At 38.7% G+C, this 19,565-nt stretch carries 21 protein-coding genes; 6 read left to right on the top strand and 15 right to left on the bottom strand.

What is annotated here, in order from left to right; translation table 11 throughout:
* Nucleotides 1–93 precede the first annotated feature (93 nt).
* Nucleotides 94–1,344, bottom strand: coding sequence for a hypothetical protein (locus tag HPB14_RS02085; RefSeq protein ID WP_001199510.1), 1,251 nt, complete (start codon nt 1,342–1,344; stop codon nt 94–96).
* Between the two features lie 167 nt (nt 1,345–1,511).
* Here HPB14_RS02085 and HPB14_RS02080 point away from each other — a divergent pair, with 167 nt between their 5' ends.
* The 4 genes from HPB14_RS02080 (at nt 1,512) to fur (ending at nt 4,543) form a co-directional block, all read left to right on the top strand.
* Nucleotides 1,512–2,378 carry a DnaJ family protein gene (locus HPB14_RS02080; RefSeq protein WP_000045878.1) on the top strand — a complete coding sequence of 289 codons (867 nt, stop codon included), beginning with the start codon at nt 1,512–1,514 and terminating at the stop codon, nt 2,376–2,378.
* A 9-nt stretch (nt 2,379–2,387) separates the two neighbouring features.
* Complete coding sequence (locus HPB14_RS02075; RefSeq protein WP_000332993.1) at nt 2,388–2,759, top strand: heat shock protein transcriptional repressor HspR; 372 nt, start codon at nt 2,388–2,390, stop codon at nt 2,757–2,759.
* The gene (locus HPB14_RS02070; RefSeq protein WP_000060206.1) at nt 2,756–3,931 is read left to right on the top strand and encodes a replication-associated recombination protein A; all 1,176 of its coding nucleotides are present in this window, start codon (nt 2,756–2,758) and stop codon (nt 3,929–3,931) included. Before HPB14_RS02075 ends, HPB14_RS02070 begins: the two co-directional genes overlap by 4 nt.
* 159 nt (nt 3,932–4,090) lie before the next feature.
* Nucleotides 4,091–4,543, top strand: coding sequence for a ferric iron uptake transcriptional regulator (gene fur / locus HPB14_RS02065; RefSeq protein ID WP_000824996.1), 453 nt, complete (start codon nt 4,091–4,093; stop codon nt 4,541–4,543).
* Between the two features lie 19 nt (nt 4,544–4,562).
* Here the strand turns inward: fur and HPB14_RS02060 are convergent, their stop codons facing one another.
* From HPB14_RS02060 to rpsO, 13 genes are all read right to left on the bottom strand, one after another.
* The gene (locus HPB14_RS02060) at nt 4,563–5,060 is read right to left on the bottom strand and encodes a DUF2147 domain-containing protein (protein WP_000780260.1); all 498 of its coding nucleotides are present in this window, start codon (nt 5,058–5,060) and stop codon (nt 4,563–4,565) included.
* Nucleotides 5,057–5,593 (bottom strand): YhcH/YjgK/YiaL family protein, encoded by a 537-nt coding sequence (locus HPB14_RS02055; protein WP_000963984.1) that lies wholly within the window; start codon nt 5,591–5,593, stop codon nt 5,057–5,059. Before HPB14_RS02055 ends, HPB14_RS02060 begins: the two co-directional genes overlap by 4 nt.
* Nucleotides 5,594–5,621: 28 nt before the next feature.
* Entirely contained in the window at nt 5,622–6,485 is an 864-nt protein-coding gene (fliY, locus tag HPB14_RS02050; protein ID WP_001150631.1) for a flagellar motor switch protein FliY, read from the bottom strand.
* A 3-nt stretch (nt 6,486–6,488) separates the two neighbouring features.
* A complete protein-coding gene (gene fliM, locus HPB14_RS02045) occupies nt 6,489–7,553 on the bottom strand; it encodes a flagellar motor switch protein FliM (RefSeq protein ID WP_000763575.1) in 1,065 nt (354 codons plus the stop codon).
* A complete protein-coding gene (locus tag HPB14_RS02040; RefSeq protein ID WP_000602403.1) occupies nt 7,546–8,313 on the bottom strand; it encodes an RNA polymerase sigma factor FliA in 768 nt (255 codons plus the stop codon). Before HPB14_RS02040 ends, fliM begins: the two co-directional genes overlap by 8 nt.
* Nucleotides 8,291–8,605: a hypothetical protein gene (locus HPB14_RS02035; RefSeq protein ID WP_001265943.1), complete on the bottom strand. Its 315-nt coding sequence runs from the start codon at nt 8,603–8,605 to the stop codon at nt 8,291–8,293. The genes HPB14_RS02040 and HPB14_RS02035 overlap by 23 nt, the downstream gene beginning before the upstream one ends.
* Nucleotides 8,606–8,609: 4 nt before the next feature.
* Nucleotides 8,610–9,494, bottom strand: coding sequence for a flagellum site-determining protein YlxH (ylxH, locus tag HPB14_RS02030; RefSeq protein ID WP_001064463.1), 885 nt, complete (start codon nt 9,492–9,494; stop codon nt 8,610–8,612).
* Nucleotides 9,491–10,867 carry a flagellar biosynthesis protein FlhF gene (gene flhF, locus HPB14_RS02025; RefSeq protein WP_014658435.1) on the bottom strand — a complete coding sequence of 459 codons (1,377 nt, stop codon included), beginning with the start codon at nt 10,865–10,867 and terminating at the stop codon, nt 9,491–9,493. Before flhF ends, ylxH begins: the two co-directional genes overlap by 4 nt.
* A complete protein-coding gene (gene folK, locus HPB14_RS02020) occupies nt 10,864–11,352 on the bottom strand; it encodes a 2-amino-4-hydroxy-6-hydroxymethyldihydropteridine diphosphokinase (RefSeq protein ID WP_041199426.1) in 489 nt (162 codons plus the stop codon). Before folK ends, flhF begins: the two co-directional genes overlap by 4 nt.
* Nucleotides 11,352–12,425 (bottom strand): aminopeptidase, encoded by a 1,074-nt coding sequence (locus HPB14_RS02015; protein ID WP_000677178.1) that lies wholly within the window; start codon nt 12,423–12,425, stop codon nt 11,352–11,354. Before HPB14_RS02015 ends, folK begins: the two co-directional genes overlap by 1 nt.
* Before the next feature lie 14 nt (nt 12,426–12,439).
* Nucleotides 12,440–12,943, bottom strand: coding sequence for a type II 3-dehydroquinate dehydratase (gene aroQ, locus HPB14_RS02010; protein WP_000699284.1), 504 nt, complete (start codon nt 12,941–12,943; stop codon nt 12,440–12,442).
* A 128-nt stretch (nt 12,944–13,071) separates the two neighbouring features.
* Nucleotides 13,072–14,361 carry an O-antigen ligase family protein gene (locus HPB14_RS02005; protein ID WP_000910770.1) on the bottom strand — a complete coding sequence of 430 codons (1,290 nt, stop codon included), beginning with the start codon at nt 14,359–14,361 and terminating at the stop codon, nt 13,072–13,074.
* Between the two features lie 29 nt (nt 14,362–14,390).
* Nucleotides 14,391–14,663 carry a 30S ribosomal protein S15 gene (gene rpsO, locus HPB14_RS02000; protein ID WP_001207126.1) on the bottom strand — a complete coding sequence of 91 codons (273 nt, stop codon included), beginning with the start codon at nt 14,661–14,663 and terminating at the stop codon, nt 14,391–14,393.
* A 135-nt stretch (nt 14,664–14,798) separates the two neighbouring features.
* Between rpsO and flhA the strand changes: the two genes are divergently transcribed.
* Both flhA and HPB14_RS01990 read left to right on the top strand, forming a co-directional pair.
* The gene (flhA, locus tag HPB14_RS01995) at nt 14,799–17,000 is read left to right on the top strand and encodes a flagellar biosynthesis protein FlhA (protein ID WP_001262895.1); all 2,202 of its coding nucleotides are present in this window, start codon (nt 14,799–14,801) and stop codon (nt 16,998–17,000) included.
* A 30-nt stretch (nt 17,001–17,030) separates the two neighbouring features.
* Nucleotides 17,031–18,074 (top strand): 3',5'-cyclic-nucleotide phosphodiesterase, encoded by a 1,044-nt coding sequence (locus HPB14_RS01990; protein WP_014658434.1) that lies wholly within the window; start codon nt 17,031–17,033, stop codon nt 18,072–18,074.
* Between the two features lie 792 nt (nt 18,075–18,866).
* Here HPB14_RS01990 and hsrA read toward each other — a convergent pair.
* The gene (gene hsrA, locus HPB14_RS01985) at nt 18,867–19,538 is read right to left on the bottom strand and encodes a response regulator-like transcription factor HsrA (RefSeq protein WP_001264993.1); all 672 of its coding nucleotides are present in this window, start codon (nt 19,536–19,538) and stop codon (nt 18,867–18,869) included.
* Between the last annotated feature and the right edge of the window lie 27 nt (nt 19,539–19,565).

The raw sequence follows: 19,565 nt of genomic DNA, 5'->3' as shown, positions 1-19,565 counted from the left end.
TTAATATTGATTTTTTAAAAAAAGAAATTATCGCTTGCTTTATCGCTTACTTTTGGCAAATTCTTCACTATTGATTGTAAAAACGGCATTTTTTTAAAACAAAAACTTCCCAAAAAAGACAAAAGAACTATCTCCAAGACTTTTTCTCGTGGCTTTAGAATTATAAGCATACACATACCCCCCACCCATATCAAAAGACAAACTCCTATAAGTCCAAACCCTAAAACTGCTCATCAAAGAATATTCTTGATAATCCCCAAAAGCCACCATCGCGTCTAAACGCACCCTTTTAGTCTTAAGCCCTAAAAAAACATAGCCTGAAATGCTAGAATTTGCAAAATAAATCGCTGGCACGCCGGGCGCGTTGATCCCACGGCCATAGAATTTAGTCCTGTCGTTAAAAGTCCATAGATAGCCCTTATTGTTTCTTGCCGGAACGATATAAAAACCCGTTCCAAAATTAAAAATTTGGTATTTAAAAGTTTGATCGATCAAAAACAAGCCGGCATCTTTAGCGTCTGTAGCAATATCAGTGTTGCCGTATTGATACATGCCATGCACTAGAGTGTGCGAAGTGAAACCCTTAGCTAAAGAAGCGTCATATTCCAACTTACCCCCCACTTGCACTAAAACATTTTGAGTGGGCAAAGGCAAGCGGGTGTCCGTTAAAATAAAAGGAACCACTTTAAGATTTTCATGCCTGTATTCTGCACCCAAAACAAACACTTCCCCCCCTACATACAAGCGTTTAGACACGGGATCATAAGACGCTAGAGCGTTTAGAGAAGTAGCGATCCGATTCCCTTGCTCTTTATTGATCTGATGCCCATTATAAAGCATGCTATCCATAAAAATCCCAAAATAACGCATGGAATTTTGCTTAAAAGCCGCAGAGACCCCTTGAATATTGCCCCCTATCCAATCAAAATCCACAAAATCGGTATTGAAACGCCCTAAAGCGATTTTAAAACGCTGGTTAGTGTATTGGAGATACGCATCAGAAACATCGCCAGCGCTCAAATAAGGTTTAACATTGTTAGGGTTACCAAAAAAATTCCCTAGACTGATGTAAAGGTTAGCCAAACGCTGTTTGTTATAAATATTCCAAGCCCCAATCGCTCCAATGCCAAAAGACCACCCATTGCTATAAGAAAAATCCACCCCAAGACGCGCTAAAGCCCCCACGTAGCTGTGAGGGTTTTTTTGCGCCCCTTGATTATACAATAGCCCCAGATAGCCAAAAGGTTTGACGGCGATTTCTAAAGCTTTCAAAGACAAGCCATTACAAAAAAGGATCCCTAACGCTAAATGATAATATCTTTTCTTATTTTTCTTATATTGCATTAAAAACTCATCGTGGATTTAAACCTAGTATTTTAATGAAAATTCCTTTTAATTGCGCTGAAACGGGTTTAAAATCTCAATGACCACTAAACATTATCAATAAACTTGATTGACTAACACTAAAGATTTATGATAGTATTCTAATAAAACTATTTTAAAGGTGATTCATGAGCAAGAGTTTATACCAAACTTTAAACGTGAGCGAAAACGCCAGCCAAGATGAAATCAAAAAATCCTACCGCCGTTTAGCCAGACAATACCACCCGGATTTGAATAAAACCAAAGAAGCCGAAGAAAAATTCAAAGAAATCAACGCCGCTTATGAAATTTTGAGTGACGAAGAAAAACGCCGCCAATACGATCAGTTTGGCGATAACATGTTTGGGGGGCAGAATTTCAGCGATTTTGCCCGAAGCCGTGGTCCTAGTGAAGATTTAGACGATATTTTAAGCTCTATTTTTGGGAGAGGAGGCTTTTCGCAAAGATTTTCTCAAAACTCGCAAGGCTTTTCTGGCTTTAATTTTTCCAATTTCGCCCCTGAAAATTTAGACATGACCGCCACTTTAAATGTCTCTGTTTTAGACACCCTTTTAGGCAATAAAAAACAAGTGAGCGTCAATAATGAGACTTTTAGCCTTAAAATCCCTATCGGCGTGGAAGAGGGCGAAAAAATCAGGGTTCGCAACAAAGGGAAAACGGGGCGAATGGGTAGGGGCGATTTGCTCTTGCAGATCCATATTGAAGAAGATGAAATGTATAGGCGCGAGAAAGACGATATTATCCAAATCTTTGATTTACCCTTAAAGACGGCTCTTTTTGGAGGAAAAATTGAAATCGCTACTTGGCATAAAACCTTAACCCTAACCATTCCCCCTAACACCAAAGCGATGCAAAAATTCCGCATTAAAGAAAAAGGGATCAAAAACAGAAAAACTTCGCATGTGGGGGATTTGTATTTGCAAGCTCGTTTGATCTTGCCTAAAACGGAGACGCTTTCTAATGAGTTAAAAGCGTTATTAGAAAAAGAATTGTAAGGAGGAATCGTGTGCGATTATGATGAACCGCTTTATTTAATCAGCGTTGTGGCTAAAATCTTAGGCGTGCACCCTCAAACCTTGCGCCAATACGAAAAAGAGGGTTTGATAGAGCCTAGCAGGACTGATGGGAAAATGCGCTTGTATTCCCAACGAGACATGGACAAAATCAAAACGATTTTACGCCTTACAAGGGATATGGGGGTTAATCTAGCGGGCGTGGATATTATCTTGCGTTTAAAAGAAAAGCTTGATGAATTAGACAATCTCAATAAAGAATTGCAAGACGCTCTGCACAAACACTCTAAAAACAACAAAACCCCAACGAAAAATTTAAACACCCCTACGAATTTTTATGAATTGATTTTATTTAAAAAATGAGCCTGACTTCGCTTTTAAACCCAAAAAGCCTAGAAGATTTTTTAGGCCAAGAGCATTTAATAGGGAAAGACGCCCCCTTATTTAAAGCCCTACAATCCAAACACTTCCCCCATGCCTTTTTCTATGGCCCTCCTGGCGTGGGTAAAACAAGTCTGGCTCAAATCATCGCTCACTCCCTAGAGCGCCCCATTCTTTTATTCAATGCGACAGATTTCAAATTAGAGGATTTACGCCTTAAGCTTAAAAATTACCAAAACACCCTTTTAAAGCCCGTTGTTTTTATTGATGAAACCCACAGATTGAATAAAACCCAACAAGAATTTTTACTCCCCATTATGGAAAAAGATCACGCTTTAATCTTAGGGGCTAGCACGCAAGATCCTAATTACAGCCTAAGCCATGCGATCCGCTCAAGAAGTTTTATTTTTGAATTAACCCCCCTAAACAAGAGCGATTTAGACAGGCTTTGCGCTAAAGCTTTAGTATTGTTAAAAAAACAAATAGAGCCTAGCGCTAAAACCTATCTTTTAAACAACAGCGCTGGCGATGCTAGAGCGTTATTAAACCTTTTAGATTTGAGCGCTAAAATAGAAAATCCTATCACTTTAAAAACCCTACAATCCTTACGGCCCCATAGCCTAAATGACGGATCTTATAGCGATGATACGCATTATAACCTCACTAGCGCGTTAATCAAGTCTTTAAGAGGGAGCGATGAAAACGCTTCCATCTATTATCTGGCGCGCTTGATTGCTGGCGGGGAAAACCCGGAATTTATCGCCAGAAGGCTGGTGATTTTTGCGAGCGAAGATATTGGTAACGCTAACCCAAACGCCCTTAATTTAGCCGCTTCTTGCTTGTTTTCAGTCAAACAAATCGGCTACCCTGAAGCGCGCATTATTTTAAGTCAGTGCGTGATTTATCTGGCTTGTTCGCCCAAGTCTAACACGGCTTATAGAGCGATCAATCAGGCCTTAGATTGCGTTCAAAAAGGCTCACTCTACCCTATTCCTAAACACCTGCTGCCTAACGCTAAAGATTACCTTTACCCGCATGATTATAACGGCTATGTCAAACAAGATTATTTGGAAAAACCCCTAGATTTGGTTTCTTCTCAAGGCATAGGGTTTGAAAAAACCCTTTTAGAATGGCTTGATAAAATAAGAAATTGATCTTATAAGTTACATTAAAATGCGACAATGGTAATAAAAAATCAATATTTTTTGATTAAATTAAAATAATAATGAGTTTTATCTATGGTTTATCGCATTATTATTGTATAATAATATTCTAGTTATAAAAATCATTTTACGGATAAGGGAAATATCAGCATGAAAAGATTAGAAACTTTAGAATCCATTTTAGAGCGCTTGAGGATGTCTATCAAAAAAAACGGACTCAAAAATTCAAAACAGAGAGAAGAAGTGGTGAGCGTTTTGTATCGCAGCGGCACACACCTAAGCCCTGAAGAAATCACGCATTCTATCCGCCAAAAGGACAAAAACACCAGCATTTCTTCAGTCTATCGCATTTTGAATTTCTTAGAAAAAGAAAATTTTATCTGTGTTTTAGAGACTTCAAAAAGCGGTCGGCGCTATGAAATTGCAGCTAAAGAACACCATGATCACATCATTTGTTTGCATTGCGGTAAGATCATTGAATTTGCAGACCCTGAAATTGAAAACCGCCAGAACGAAGTCGTTAAAAAATATCAAGCCAAGCTGATTAGCCATGACATGAAAATGTTTGTGTGGTGTAAAGAATGCCAAGAGAGTGAATGTTAAAAAATTTTAAAGGAGAAGCTTAGATAGGGCTATCTTTAATGGTTTTAAGGACTTCATCCAGGTTAAAACGCTTGAGTTTTAGATTTTTGATTTCTTCATCGCTCAGGCGTTTCCAAGTGAAAGTCTTGCCGACATACCCCCATTTGTCATAGCTTGAAGTGAATTCTAAATCCCCGTTTGAATTTTGAGTAACCCTTACATAGTAGGTCTTGCCGTCATAAAAATTATACGCTTTACCGCCTTTATAAGATCGTTTTCCAACCTTAATCAAATCGCTTAAAAACACCACGCCTTTATCGCTGCGATTCCTTAGTTTTGGGTTAGGATTGAGTTTGTCTTTTTTGGCTTTAGAGCCATCCACATCAGAAATACCATAAGCATAGAACTTCCCATTATGCTCAAAAAACTCCACAAAAGAGCTTTTTATGTATAAAAATTCCTGAGTTTGATAAATTCCAGGCAACTCTACAGCCCCTAAAAAACAACAAAAAACTATAACAAGACTCACCAATTTCATAATTTTAATTTGATCAATCCTTTAGGCGCTTTAACGACCGCTTTAAAAATCAGCTCTTCCCTATATTTTTCAAAAGACTCTCCATAGAACCTCAACGCATGCGCATCGCTTTCAAAAAAAATAGCCAGCATGCCCGCATCTAAACGCAAAAAAGAAGCTTCTTTGACCGGCTCATAAACGATCAAGTCTCTTTTTTCATCATAAGGGTTTTTAATGACAGCTTGATTGATACCCACCACTTTAGCCCCCTCAACGCCTTTGACAATCAGCTGGAAATCCACATATTGTTTGTGGCTTTCAAAAAAGCCTTTCTCGCTTTCTTTGGCATGCTCTAAACAATAACTCTGCTCTATGCTAAAGATGCCATGCCCTAAAGGCGTTTGAAATTCTGTATTAGGATCGAGGTTTAAAACCCTTTGATTAGCTTCACTACCCTTTTGCATGACATCTTGTAAATACCCATGCAAAATTTCTAATTCTTGCGTTTTTTTAAACAAATGCCCAAGCGAGCCTAATTCCCCAAAAATAGCCATAATCCTTCCTTTTTTACTCTAAAATGGTTTAATTTTTCAGTTGCTCTAAGCGTTCCTTTTTAGTGCCAATATCCGTGATCTGAATGCCAAAATTCCCATCCACGATCACCACTTCGCCCTTAGCGATCACCTTGTCATCCACAAGGATTTCTAAAGGGTCATTCACCAATTGATCCAACTCCACCACGCTCCCTATATCCATAGAAACCACATCTTTTAAAATCATCTTTTTTTGCCCGATTCGCACCTTAACATTCAATTTCACGTCTAAAAGCATGCTGATATTGCGGATTTCTATGTTTTCTAAAGACGCATCGTGGGTTTTAATCTCTTCAGTAGCGCTCTGTGTCGTTTCTTCTTTTTCTTCTTTATGCGTTTTTTCAAATTGGCGTTCAAAAGCTGCCGTAGTCAATAAAATGATTTGGCTTTCTTTGATGGCTTCCATTTTAAAAGAAAACACCATCGCTTTAGCGTAATCTTCTTTTTTAGGAAGCTCTTTAGCGATTTCAGCGTTCGTGGTAGTGAAATTGAGTTTGGGGAGCAATTCTTGAGACTTCAAGCTCGTAGCGATCGCGCCAAAAATATTAGAAGCCATTTCTTTAAAAGCGTCTAAATCGTCATTATCCATTTCTTCCTTACTCGCCCCCTCACCTCCTAGCATCAAATCGCTTAAAGCGGTAACTAAATCTACCGGAGCCAATAATTCAATAGGGCTCTCTTCTTTTTCAATCGCGCTAATTTTAACCCTTGCATAAGGCGTGCTGACTAATTTCAAAAAAGATTCGTCGCTACTAGAAATTTCTTTTTCTAATCCCACGCTCGGAGCCTTACCCACTAACCCTTCTAAAGTAGAGACAACCTCTTGAATAAAAATCTTAATAAAATCTTGCATTTCTCACTCTTCTTCTATTTTCATAATATCGCCCACTTTGCCTCTGCGCTGTTCTTCTAACATTTCTAAAATTTCTTTAGTGCGTTCTTTTTCGCTATAGATCACTTCTTTAATTTGAATGGTTTTCCTATACCCTTGAAACCCTACGCTCGCTAAATAACGCTTTTTTTTATGCACATACACGCTCACTTCATCATTAGCGATCTTGTTCAACCGGATAGTATCCCCCACATCTAAATCCAGCATTTCTTTCAGGCTCAATTCCACCGCGCCCAAAAACACGATCATATCCACGCTCACCCCACTCAATAGCGCTTGCAATTCCTTATTACGGCTCTTTTTAGAGTTCGTTTCTGAAAGCATCAAATCCCTACTCCCCATTTTAGAAAGAATGCTTTCAATGGAAATCACCGGGTAACAAATATTCATCATCCCACGGCTATGCCCAATGATGATCTCTAAAACCACCATGATAGAAATTTCATTTTGAGCGACGATTTGGACCACATTCGCGCTGGATTCTTTAGCATCAATGGTAGGAAACATCTCCACCACGGGCGACCACACTTCTTTTAAAATTTGCATCACTTGGCGTAAAATCGTATCCAATAAATTCAATTCAATATCGCTAAACTCCCTGTTTTGATCATACGCGCTCCCCTTACCCCCTAATAGCCTGTCAATCATAGGGAAAGCGATGCTAGGATTAATCTCTAAAACCCCCGTTCCTCCCATAGGCTTCATGGAAAAGACATTAAAACTCGTAGGGCTAGGCAAACTCATCAAAAATTCGCCATAAGTCATTTGATCCACGCTGTGGAGCTGAATCTCTACAATGGAACGCATGATAGAAGAGACTTGGCTAGAAAGATTCCTAGCCATTTTATCATGGATACTCCTAAAAGAACGCAATTGCTCCTTACTCACACGATTAGGGCGTTTGAAATCATAGAGGGTTACGCTGCGCTGCGGGATAATATCCTTTTTTTGGACATTTTGAATGTCCACATTTTCATCAACGACTTCTAAAAGCGCATCAATTTCTTCTTGGCTTAAAATATCAGCCATGATCCACTCCTAAGGATTTACGCACCTTTTTAATCACTTCTTTAATGATTTGAGAAATGCGCGATTCAGTGATGCCTAAAATCTCTTTAATCTCGCTCAGATTCAACTCTTCAAAGTAATAAAGCTGGATAAGGATTTGCTCTCGTTCGCTCATTTGATTCAATACTTTTTGGACATGCTCTAACAACTCTTCTGCTTCAATTTTTTTAGTGATTTCATCTTGCTCAATCGCATTGAATTGTTCATCTATTGGCACTAACGCATAAATATCTGAGGCCGTTTTGGCTTCTCTAATCTTTTCAATATTCTCGCCTAAAACTTCCGCTAGATACGCATCGCTAGGCTCTTTCCCATGCTCATTAAGGTATTTGGTAATTTCAATATCAATGCTTTTAATCAGCTTCCTATTAGAGCGAGAAATCACATCTAAAGAACGCAAATAATCTAGCATCGCCCCATTGACACGAGTTTTAGCATACCCCCAAAAAGAATCGTTTAACGCGCTCTCATAACGCCTGGCTAATTTAATCAATTCTTCAGTGCCAATAGAAACCAGATCGTTAAAATCAATAGAGCTAGGCAAGCGCTCTTTTAAACGAAACGCCATAGCACGCACGGCTGGTAAATACTGGATAGCGAGATCGTCTTGATGGTGGTGTTGTTGCTTGTCATAGGCGTTCAAAACCTTTTCTATACTTTTTTCGCTCGCTTCAGTTTTTTGAATTCCTTTGGGCATTCTATTTTCCATCATCAAAATCATAATTTCTAATGTAATTTAAAATACTAGCCACTTCTTTTTCTCTGTTTTTAAACTCATGGTTGAAACGGAGCAAACTCTCTTCAGTGCCTTTTTTGTCAAAAAGACAAATATCTAAATCCGTGCAAGCGATAAAAATAGACGCAAATAACAACGCGATCAAGTATCCCCCAAGCGTGGATAACACCGTCCATAATAAAATGCTCTCTGGCTCATTGAATTTCAACACCGAAAACACTAACCCCAAAAAAAACCCTACCACAACAGAAAAATGGATAAAATTTTGAACTCTCATCAGCCTACCCCAAATAATTCAAAAGCCTTTTAAAAAAGCTTTTCAAACCTTCTTTTGGTATTTCTAAAGCGCCGGTTTCTAGTTTAGAAACTAAAAGGCTCGCTATCTGGTCAATGGATTGCGAAAACAAATCATTAGGGGCTATTTTTCTCAAAATTTTTCGCTCCCTCACATAGCGTTTCAATAAGGAGCTGTTTTCAATCGCCCCTAAATAGTGCAATTCTAATGAAGCGATATTATTTTTAGCCACTTTAAACAGCCTTTCATAAGTCGCCCTGCCCTCTTTAGGTTGGGCTACCATGTTAGTAATAAGAAACAATTCATCTTTATTTTTGGAGTTGATTTTAATGCATGCATACGCATCGGTAATCGCTGATGGATCGGGTGTGGTAACAATCACCACGCAATCGCTCGCGTTCAAAAACGCTTGCGTAGTGACTCCAATCCCAGCACCCGTATCAATCACAATATAATCTAAAGAGCTTAAAACCCCCTCTTCATCCACGAATTGATCTAAAGCTTCTGCACCGCTAATGTATTTTAAAATTTCTTCGCCGCTATCCCCGGGAATTAAGCAAAGCCCGGGTTCAATCTCGCAAATGATTTCTTGCAATTTGGCTTCACCTTTTAAGGCATGCAAGATATTTTTATGGGTTTTCACCCCAAAAATCACATCTAAATTCGCTAAACCAATATCCGCATCAAACACCCCTACCTTATAACCTTTCTTGTATAGAGAGTAGGCTAAATTAGCACTAATGTTGGATTTCCCCACGCCTCCCTTACCGCTTGTGATAGCGATGAATTTGGTATTCCCTTTATTATCAAAAAAACTTTTAGGGTTTTTAATATTCATCAAATTATCTAAGCGGCTCGCTTGATTGTTCATGCTTGTTCCTTATTAGGGTTACTAAAGCCATCTAGCATGCAATCCACTAAATATTCATTAGTAGCCACTTTCAAATCCATAGGCACTTCTTGGCCGACAGAAAGATAGCTGATAGGCTTTTGGCTTTCATGCACTAAAGAAAACAAATTCCCTAACCCCCTACTCTCATCTAATTTCGTGAAGATTAAAGTATCAATCCCTAACACCCCAAAAGAATCATAAATATCTTTCATGTCTTCATACTTAGTGGTAACCGAAAGCACTAAGGACACATCAATATTATAACCCCCATCTATAAACTCTTTCAAACCGGCAATTTTTTCTTTATCGTATTGCGAATGCCCTGTCGTATCCACTAAAATAAAATCGCAGTATTCCAACGCTTCAATTTCTTTAGCAAAATCTTTAGCGTCAATCACCGCTTCTATACTCATTTTCATTTTATTAGCATACCAGCTTAATTGCTCCAAAGCCCCAATACGATAATTGTCTAAAGTGATAATGCCCACCTTGTATTTTTTCGCTAGCATTCTAGAATAGCGCGCGGCTAATTTGGCTAGAGTCGTCGTTTTCCCCACGCCTGTTGGCCCTACAAGCATTAAGATGCGTTTTTGCCTCAAATTCAAATCTTCAGGGCGGCACAAAATCATTTTGCGCAACACTTCTCTAAAATAGCGCTTGATCGTTACGGAATTTTCCCGCATGCGTAAAGGCATCAATTCCAGGCTCAATTGCATGATTTCATCTAAATGGCTGGATTTCATCCCGCTTTGTTTGGCCAGTTTGTAAATTTCTGCAAATTCTTGAGGGATATTGACAGAGTTGGGGTTTTTCTCATCCCAAAACATGTTTTGAATGAGTTTTAAGCTGTCTCTGATTTTGCTTAATTGTAGATTGATGTCTTTAATCTCTTCTTCTTGTTTAACTTCTCTTTTTTCTCTTTCTTTTTTATGGTTGGCTTCATCTTTTAAAGCTTGCAATAAAGCGTCCTGCTTATTAGCCTCTAAAGGCGCATTCTCTAACGGGGTGTCTTTTTCTAAAAGGGTCTTATTTTTTGAAAAACTATAGTTGCACTGATTAGATGAAACCCCGGCGAGTTTGCGCATTTCTTCTACAGTGCTTGAAAGCTGCATGACCACATCTTCTTCATTCAATTCTTCATTATACAAACTTTCAGGAATAAGGGGGGCTTTAGGGGGTTTGTTTTCGCTCTCTTCTTCAACCGCCACAACGATTTCATAAAGCCCAGAAGAAGTGAGCGTTTTTTTACGGATTTCTTGGGTTTTAAACACCAGCGTATCCACCCCATGGTGGCTTTGAGCGATCTTTAAAGCTTCAGCGGCCGTCTCCCCACTATAGGTATAGAATTTCACCACTCCCCTTTTTTAAAAAGAATTTGTTGCAAAGTTAAAGGCACTAACACCGAGTCTCTTTCGCTCCATTTAGGGTGAGGTAAAGTCAAATCATTCTGCCTCAAAATGACTTGATTGAAAGCGATAATATCAATATCCAAAGTTCTTGGAGCGTCTTTAAAATCGCGCTTCCTTGCACGCCCAAAACGCCTTTCTATATAAAAAACCAGAGCAAAAAAATGGCACAAACTTAAAGATGTTTTAAGAATGATCGTAGCGTTATAAAAGTTGGGTTGATTAGTGTAACCAAAAGGCGGATTGATATAAATGGGCGAAGAAAAAATTTTCCCGATTTTACTATGATTTTTAAAATACAAAAAACAATTTTTTAATATTTTTAAAGGATTTTTAAGATTAGATCCCAACCCTAAAACCACCCTGTTAGAAAAATCAAGCTTTTTTTTAAAAAGGCTGGGGAAAAAGCGGTTAGTAAGGATCTCTCGCATCACAAAAGCTCAGCCCTAGAATTTTTGATCACCACTAAATCTTCAATGCGCACCCCAAAAAATCCAGGGATATAAATCCCAGGCTCTATGGAAAACACCATGCCCTCTTCTAAAATGGTTCCACTGCGCGATGAAATATAAGGAAGCTCATGAATGTCTAAGCCAATGCCATGCCCGGTGCTGTGAGTGAAATACTGCCCATAACCATAATCGCTAATCACCCCCCTAGCCAAGCTGTCCGCTTCTTTACCGGTCATGCCCGCTCTAATGCCTGAAATAGCCTTTTCTTGCGCTTCTTTCACAATGTCATAAATCTTTTGACGCTCTTTATCCTTGAAACTCTGCTCCCTTTTGAAGACAAAATCTTTAGGGTCAAAAAAAGCCGTGCGAGTCCTATCAGAGCAATAGCGTTCGTATTTGATCCCCATATCCAAAAGAATGCTATGCTCCGCTTTTAAAAAATCCTTCGCACTAGGCAAAGCATGGGGCTTGCTCGCGTTCGCATTCAAGGCTAAAATAGGCTCAAAACTCAGATCATAAACCCCCTCTTTAGTCAAAAAGTCCTTAACCTTATGCTGCAAATACCGCTCACTCAAGGACTCTTTTTCATCAAAAATCTTTTTCACATACTCGGCAAAATTTTCAAAAGCTTCAACATTCAACGCTTGAGATTTTTTGAGGAGTTGGATCTCATAATCGTTTTTAATGATGCGTTTTTGGCGGTGGTAACTAGGCACGCCCTCTAAAACAACCTTATTCCCAAGTGCTGAATTTAAACGCTTGTAGGTTTGTAAATTCACTTGATTGGGGTCAAAAAAGAGCTTTTTAACCGAACGTTTAGCGATCAAATCAATCGCGCTTTGGACTAAATCGCTAGACTCTATCACTTCCGCTAAAACGCCATTTTTAGGCTGAATGCTTTCTTTAGCTTCTTGGGTGTAGCGAGAATCAGTGATAAAGAACGAGCGATCCTCTAATTGCAAAAACAAAGCGTTATCGCAACTATAAGCGCATTCAAAAAACATCGCGTTCTCATTGAGCGTGAAATGCGATTCTCTTTCTAATCCTTTCATTGGGTAGCCCCCTTTTATTTTTGATTGTTAATGGGGTTATTAGGGTTGTTTTTTTGGGCTTCTTGGAACGCTTTCATTTCGGCTAAAATATTGACCATCGCCATTAAAGCCATGTTGTAGCCAAGCGGGCCAAATCCCATGATCACGCCTCCACAAGCCGCTCCAGTGTAAGAATTTTTCCTGAATTCCTCTCTGGCTTGAATGTTAGTGAGATGCACTTCAATAACGGGTTTGCCCGCTAGCATGATCGCATCCGCAATCGCAATAGAAGTGTGCGAAAACGCTCCAGGGTTAATAATAATCCCTTCATAATCGCTGCCCACGCTCTCTTGGATTTTGTCAATGATTTCGCCCTCAAAATTGGTTTGAAAAAACTCTAATTCCACATCCAAATTGCCTTGTTTCACGAAAGTTTGCATGATTTCATGGATTTGGTCTAAGGTTACCATGCCATAAAGTCTTGGGTCTCTGTGTCCTAACATGTTTAAATTAGGCCCTTGAATCACTAAAATTTTCATTATTTATTCTCCTTGTTTTAATATGGAATGAAGCCACATTATAGCATAAGTTTTTATCTTACCCCTTAAATCCCCCTAAGAACGCACCACAAGAAACTACCGCTTGACTAACATCAAACCCTTTGATGCTAAAAAGCGCTTTTATCCTTTTTTAAAAAAACAGCCATCATGGTCATTCCTACAAAAAAACTTCCCGTAATGAAGAAATCAAAGGGGTCAAACCCGATGCCAAAAATGAGGTAAAAAGTGAGTGTCGTTAATATAAAAAACGATATTAAAGAGTTTTGCTTGATCCCACTCCAAAAAATCTTTACAACCGCTAGTAAAAAAAAGAGCCAGATCAAAAAGCCTATGATCCCCCTAGTGGCTAGAACATGAATGATTTGATTGTCGTATCTTTCATAACAAAGAATCAAATCTTTGGCTCTATAAGACTTTGATAAGGATAAAATCTCTTCTAACCTCTGGCATTTCTCGCTAGCGGCCATACCAAAAAAGGGCCTTAAACGCAAAACCGTTAGGGCTTCTTTCCAACGCTCCAAACGCCACCCGATACTGCTATCAGCGTCCTTTTTAGCGTAGCGTTTCAGATCTTCTTCAAAGGTTTGATTTTGAACCCTAGATTGCTCTATTGCCCCCCTTTTTTCTAAAGCGTTACTCCCCACATACAAAGCGCTCAAAATAAGACTCACAACCACCATATAACCCAATGGTTTGAGCGATTTTTTGGCGTATAAAATAAAGCAAGAAAGGATTAAAAAAGTAGCTACAAAAGCGATTGTCGCACTCCTTGTGGCGCTTAAAATAACGACTAAAAACCCCACAAAAACAGAAAGCGTGAAAAAAAGTTTTTCTTTTTGACTTTGCGAATAGAGCGCATAAATATAACAGCCTAAAATGGAAACGCTCACTAAAACCACATACTCCTTAACCGTGCTAAACCCTTGCGCTCTGGGCATGTTAAAATAAATTTTTTGCACCAATGAAAGCAAGCCGTTGATGAAATTTGCAACAGCCATGCTATAAAAAAGGATTTTTTGATTCAATTTGATTCTTAAACGGCTGGCAAAAAGCAAGCATAACGCCCCGCAAGCGTAAGTTAAGGACATGTTTAGAGCGAACAAATTGTAGCGGAAAGTTTGGCTATCATACATGTTAAACATGTTAGGGAAGATGCTTAAAAACATGCCTAAAAAAGCCAGAGTGAGCCATTTAAAAGACATGGTTTTTAAATGATTAATTGCGAAAGTTTCTTTCAAAGACGCTTGGAAATAACACCTAAGAAACAAAAAAACCATTAAAACAATCAATAAGACTTGCGTTAAAGGTTTTTTAAACGAAGTGAGAAAAAAAAGGGCAAAAATTAAAGTGAAAATAGAGTCCGCACTAAAAAAGGCTTTCAAACGCTCTTTCAACACAAACTCGCCATACCCTAAAACCGATAAAATTATCTGTCTTTAATGCCTAACTTTTCAATCAAAACCACATAACGTGCATGAGCGGTGCGTTTGATGTATTTCAACAAGTTGCGTCTTTGAGCGACTAATTTTAAAAGCCCTAAACGACTGGAATGATCTTTGGGGTTAGTTTTTAAATGCTCGGTTAAAAGCTTGATCCTTTCATTCAACAACGCCACTTGCACTTCACAAGAACCTGTATCGTTTTCCTTAGTAGCAAACGCCTTAATGATTTCTTGTTTTTTCTCCAGATTCAAAGCCATAACGACCTCCTAATTGGTAATTTAATAAAGATCGCATTATAGCGTAAAATAAGCTTTTTTGTGCCATACTTTTAAACTTTATATTATAATAAGAGACAAACACACCTACCAAAATTAAGGCATTGATTTTAGATTATGGCAAACGAACGCTCCAAATTAGCTTTTAAAAAGACTTTCCCTGTCTTTAAACGCTTTTTGCAATCCAAAGACTTAGCCCTTGTGGTCTTTGTGATAGCGATTTTAGCGATCATTATCGTGCCGTTACCGCCTTTTGTGTTGGATTTTTTACTCACGATTTCTATCGCGCTATCGGTGTTGATTATTTTAATCGGGCTTTATATTGACAAGCCCACTGATTTTAGCGCTTTCCCCACTTTATTACTTATTGTAACCTTATACCGCTTGGCTTTAAATGTCGCCACCACTAGAATGATTTTAACTCAAGGTTATAAAGGGCCTAGCGCGGTGAGCGATATTATCACAGCGTTTGGGGAATTTAGCGTGAGCGGGAATTATGTGATTGGGGCGATTATCTTTAGTATTTTAGTGTTAGTGAATTTATTAGTGGTTACTAATGGCTCTACTAGGGTTACTGAAGTTAGGGCGCGATTCGCTCTAGACGCTATGCCAGGAAAGCAAATGGCGATTGATGCGGATTTAAACTCAGGGCTTATTGATGATAAGGAAGCTAAAAAACGGCGCGCCGCTCTAAGCCAAGAAGCGGATTTTTATGGCGCGATGGATGGCGCGTCTAAATTTGTCAAAGGCGATGCGATCGCTTCTATCATCATCACGCTTATCAATATCATTGGGGGGTTTTTAGTGGGCGTGTTCCAAAGGGATATGAGCTTGAGCTTTAGCGCTAGCACTTTCACTATCCTAACCATTGGCGATGGGCTTGTAGGGCAAATCCCTGCTTTAATCATTGCGACAGCGACCGGTATTGTCGCCACTCGCACCACGCAAAACGAAGAAGAGGACTTCGCTTCTAAACTCATCACACAGCTCACGAATAAAAGCAAAACTCTAGTGATTGTGGGAGCGATTTTATTGCTTTTTGCAACCATTCCTGGACTCCCTACCTTTTCTTTAGCGTTTGTAGGGACTCTCTTTTTATTCATCGCATGGCTGATTAGCAGGGAGGGAAAAGACGGGTTGCTCACTAAATTAGAAAATTATTTGAGTCAAAAATTCGGCTTGGATTTGAGCGAAAAACCCCACAGCTCCAAAATCAAACCCCACACCCCCACCACAAGGGCTAAAACCCAAGAAGAGCTCAAAAGAGAAGAAGAACAAGCGATTGATGAAGTGTTAAAAATTGAATTTTTAGAATTGGCTTTAGGCTATCAGCTCATCAGCTTAGCGGACATGAAACAAGGGGGCGATTTGTTAGAAAGGATTAGGGGCATTAGAAAAAAGATAGCGAGCGATTATGGTTTTTTGATGCCTCAAATTAGGATCAGGGATAATTTACAGCTCCCCCCAACGCATTATGAAATCAAGCTTAAGGGCATTGTGATTGGTGAGGGCATGGTGATGCCAGACAAGTTTTTAGCCATGAATACCGGTTTTGTGAATAAAGAAATTGAAGGCATTCCTACTAAAGAGCCGGCTTTTGGAATGGACGCTTTATGGATTGAAACCAAAAATAAAGAAGAAGCCATCATTCAAGGCTATACCATTATTGATCCAAGCACCGTTATTGCGACGCACACCAGCGAATTAGTGAAAAAATACGCTGAAGATTTTATCACTAAAGATGAAGTGAAATCCCTTTTAGAGCGCTTGGCTAAAGACTATCCTACGATTGTAGAAGAGAGTAAAAAAATCCCCACCGGTGCGATCCGATCAGTCTTGCAAGCCTTGTTGCATGAAAAAATCCCTATTAAGGACATGCTCACTATTTTAGAAACGATTACCGATATTGCCCCATTGGTTCAAAACGATGTGAATATCTTAACCGAACAAGTGAGGGCGAGACTTTCTAGGGTGATCACTAACGCTTTTAAATCTGAAGACGGGCGTTTGAAATTTTTAACCTTTTCTACCGATAGCGAACAATTTTTGCTTAATAAATTGCGAGAAAATGGCACTTCTAAGAGCCTGTTGCTCAATGTGAGCGAATTGCAAAAACTCATTGAAGTGGTCTCTGAAGAGGCCATGAAAGTCTTGCAAAAAGGGATCGCTCCGGTGATTTTGATCGTAGAGCCTAATTTAAGAAAAGCCCTTTCCAATCAAATGGAGCAGGCTAGGATTGATGTGGTCGTGCTAAGCCATGCTGAATTAGATCCTAACTCTAATTTTGAAGCCTTAGGCACGATCCATATTAACTTTTAATGGATAAATAATTGATAAAAAAGGAGAATGATGCAAGTTTACCACCTTTCACACATTGATTTAGACGGCTATGCATGCCAGCTTGTTTCAAAACAATTTTTTAAAAATACCCAATGCTATAACGCTAATTACGGGCGTGAAGTTTCAGCGAGAATTTATGAGATTCTAAACGCGATCGCTCAATCTAAAGAGAGTGAATTCCTTATTTTGGTTAGCGATTTGAATTTGAACTTAAACGAAGCAAAGTATCTGCAAGATAAAATCCAAGAACACCGCTTGCAAAACAAAAACATTCAAATCCAGCTTTTGGATCACCATATCAGCGGTAAAGAAGTGGCTGAGAGTTTCCATTGGTATTTTTTAGACATTAACCGTTGCGCGACTAAAATCGTGTATGAATTTTTGAAAAAGCATTACGCTATTTTAGAGCCAAAAAACACAACATGGCTAGAGCCTTTGGTGGAAATGGTCAATTCTGTGGATATTTGGGACACGCAGGGTTATGGCTTTGAATTAGGCAAGGTGTGTATGCGCATGATTAACCAAAGCTCTGAATTGAATCGTTTCATGTTTGATGATGAAAACCGCGATTATAAATTAAAGCTTTTAGAAGAAGTTAAAAACTATTTGTTTTTAGAAAATGCCCCTGTAGCCTATGATAACGATTTGTTCAAGCTTAAAAAAATCGCTTTAGGGGGCGACCCTGATGCAGAAACGATGGACAATATCTCTTCAAACGCACAAACGCATTTGCTCTCTTTAAAAAAGCATGATTGCAGCGTTTATTACCAGGATAAGAAAGGGTTTTTAAGTTATTCTATGGGGGGTATTAGCGTGTTGGCTAACCTTTTTTTAACGCAAAATCCGGATTTTGATTTTTATATAGATGTGAACGCTAAAGGGAATGTGAGCTTAAGAGCGAATGGGAATTGCGATGTGTGTGAACTCAGTCAAATGTGTTTTAATGGGGGCGGGCATAGGAATGCGAGCGGAGGCAAGATTGATGGCTTTAGGGAGAGTTTCAATTATAGGGATATTAAAGAACAAATTGAAGAAATCTTCAACAACGCTTAAAACTAAGCTGTTTGTAACAAGCTAACAAAAACTGAAAAGAGTTTAAAAACTCTTTTTGATAAGGTTTAAAAATTTTCATTCTATCATTTTGTATAAACTCATTTCTTTAAGGGAATAAGGGATATTTTAAAAACTATTCCCCTACAAACCTCCAACTAAATCCCCCTAACCCCCAAAAGGTCGCTTAAAAATTCATCGCTTATTTTTCGCAAGCTCTCTTAATAATTTGATTGTAAAAAACGCTTTTTTAGTATTTTTAGGTTTTTTAAATTATCATCACGCCAACGCAAATAATCATTTTAAGTTATCTCTCTATTTTATTGTTTTTTGTTGCGGGTATTTGGAGCATGTTAGGGTTTGGGGTATAGTGAGCGGCTATCTTAAAAAGGAAATAACCAACCATGAAACTACTATTAGCAATCATAGTTTTAATGGTTCTCACAACGCCACTATACTAAAATTTTAGTGCAAGCTAGGGTTTAGCTAGCGTTTTCTTTGTGTATTTTTCTTGTATCCCATAAAAATCCCACAAAAATAAGACTTTGTCAATATCCAATGAAAACGGAGCCAAAGTTTGTATTTTGTGTTTTGATAGATATTTAACTCCATGAATTGATACGAATTTATTTGAGTGTTTTTTTAACCAAAATACCCTACTAATCGCAGATAAAACGATTATGCTCCTAGCTAGACACTAGCATGATATGAGTGTCTCTATTATCGCTATTCAAATATTTGACTTTACCCGCTCCACACCCTCATTCTGACCTATTTTTTAGCAAACCACGGAATTTACTCTTCACACGCCGGTTTGGGGTAGCAAAAACGATAGCCTCTGCGTCTCACGGTTTCAACCGTGGAAATCCCTAAGGGTTTATCCATTTTTTGGCGGATTTGATTAATAGCCACTTCAATGACATTAGGGGTAACCATCTCAGGCTCTTCCCAAATAGCGTCTAAAAGCTGTTCTTTGGAGACGATTTGATCCCTATGTCTGGCAAGATGGGTAAGCACTTCAAAAGGCTTCCCTTTAACCTCAACTTCACGCCCCTTGTAAATAATCTTTTCTTCATCAGGGCTAATGGTCAAATCCCCAATTTCAATCACATTAGAACCCCAAAACCTCAAACGAGCCTCAATCCTTGCGACTAAAGCCTTAATGCTGCGATAAGGTTTAGCGATATAATCGTCCGCACCTTGCTCAAACGAATGGACTTCTTCCTCGCTTGTAGGGTTATCCGAAGAAACTAAAACAACAATAGAAGAATGCTTTTCCTTGATTCTAGAAACAAAACTTAAAGCGTTTTTATCGCTAACCATAACCAAGTCATAATTCCTAATATCCATGAGATATTCCCCATCCTCTAAACTCTCTGTTACATCAGCCATAAAGCCTTTAACATTTAAGCCCTTTTCAATTTCTCCACCCAAAACAGAATTTTTTTCAATCAGTAGAACGCGCATGGTGTATGACTCCTGCATTTAAGAGTA

The organism is Helicobacter pylori HUP-B14 (genome assembly GCF_000259235.1).
Classification (GTDB): Bacteria; Campylobacterota; Campylobacteria; order Campylobacterales; family Helicobacteraceae; genus Helicobacter; species Helicobacter pylori_CU.
Note: the sequence above shows the minus strand (reverse complement) of the source record. Positions and strands in the feature narration are given on the sequence as shown.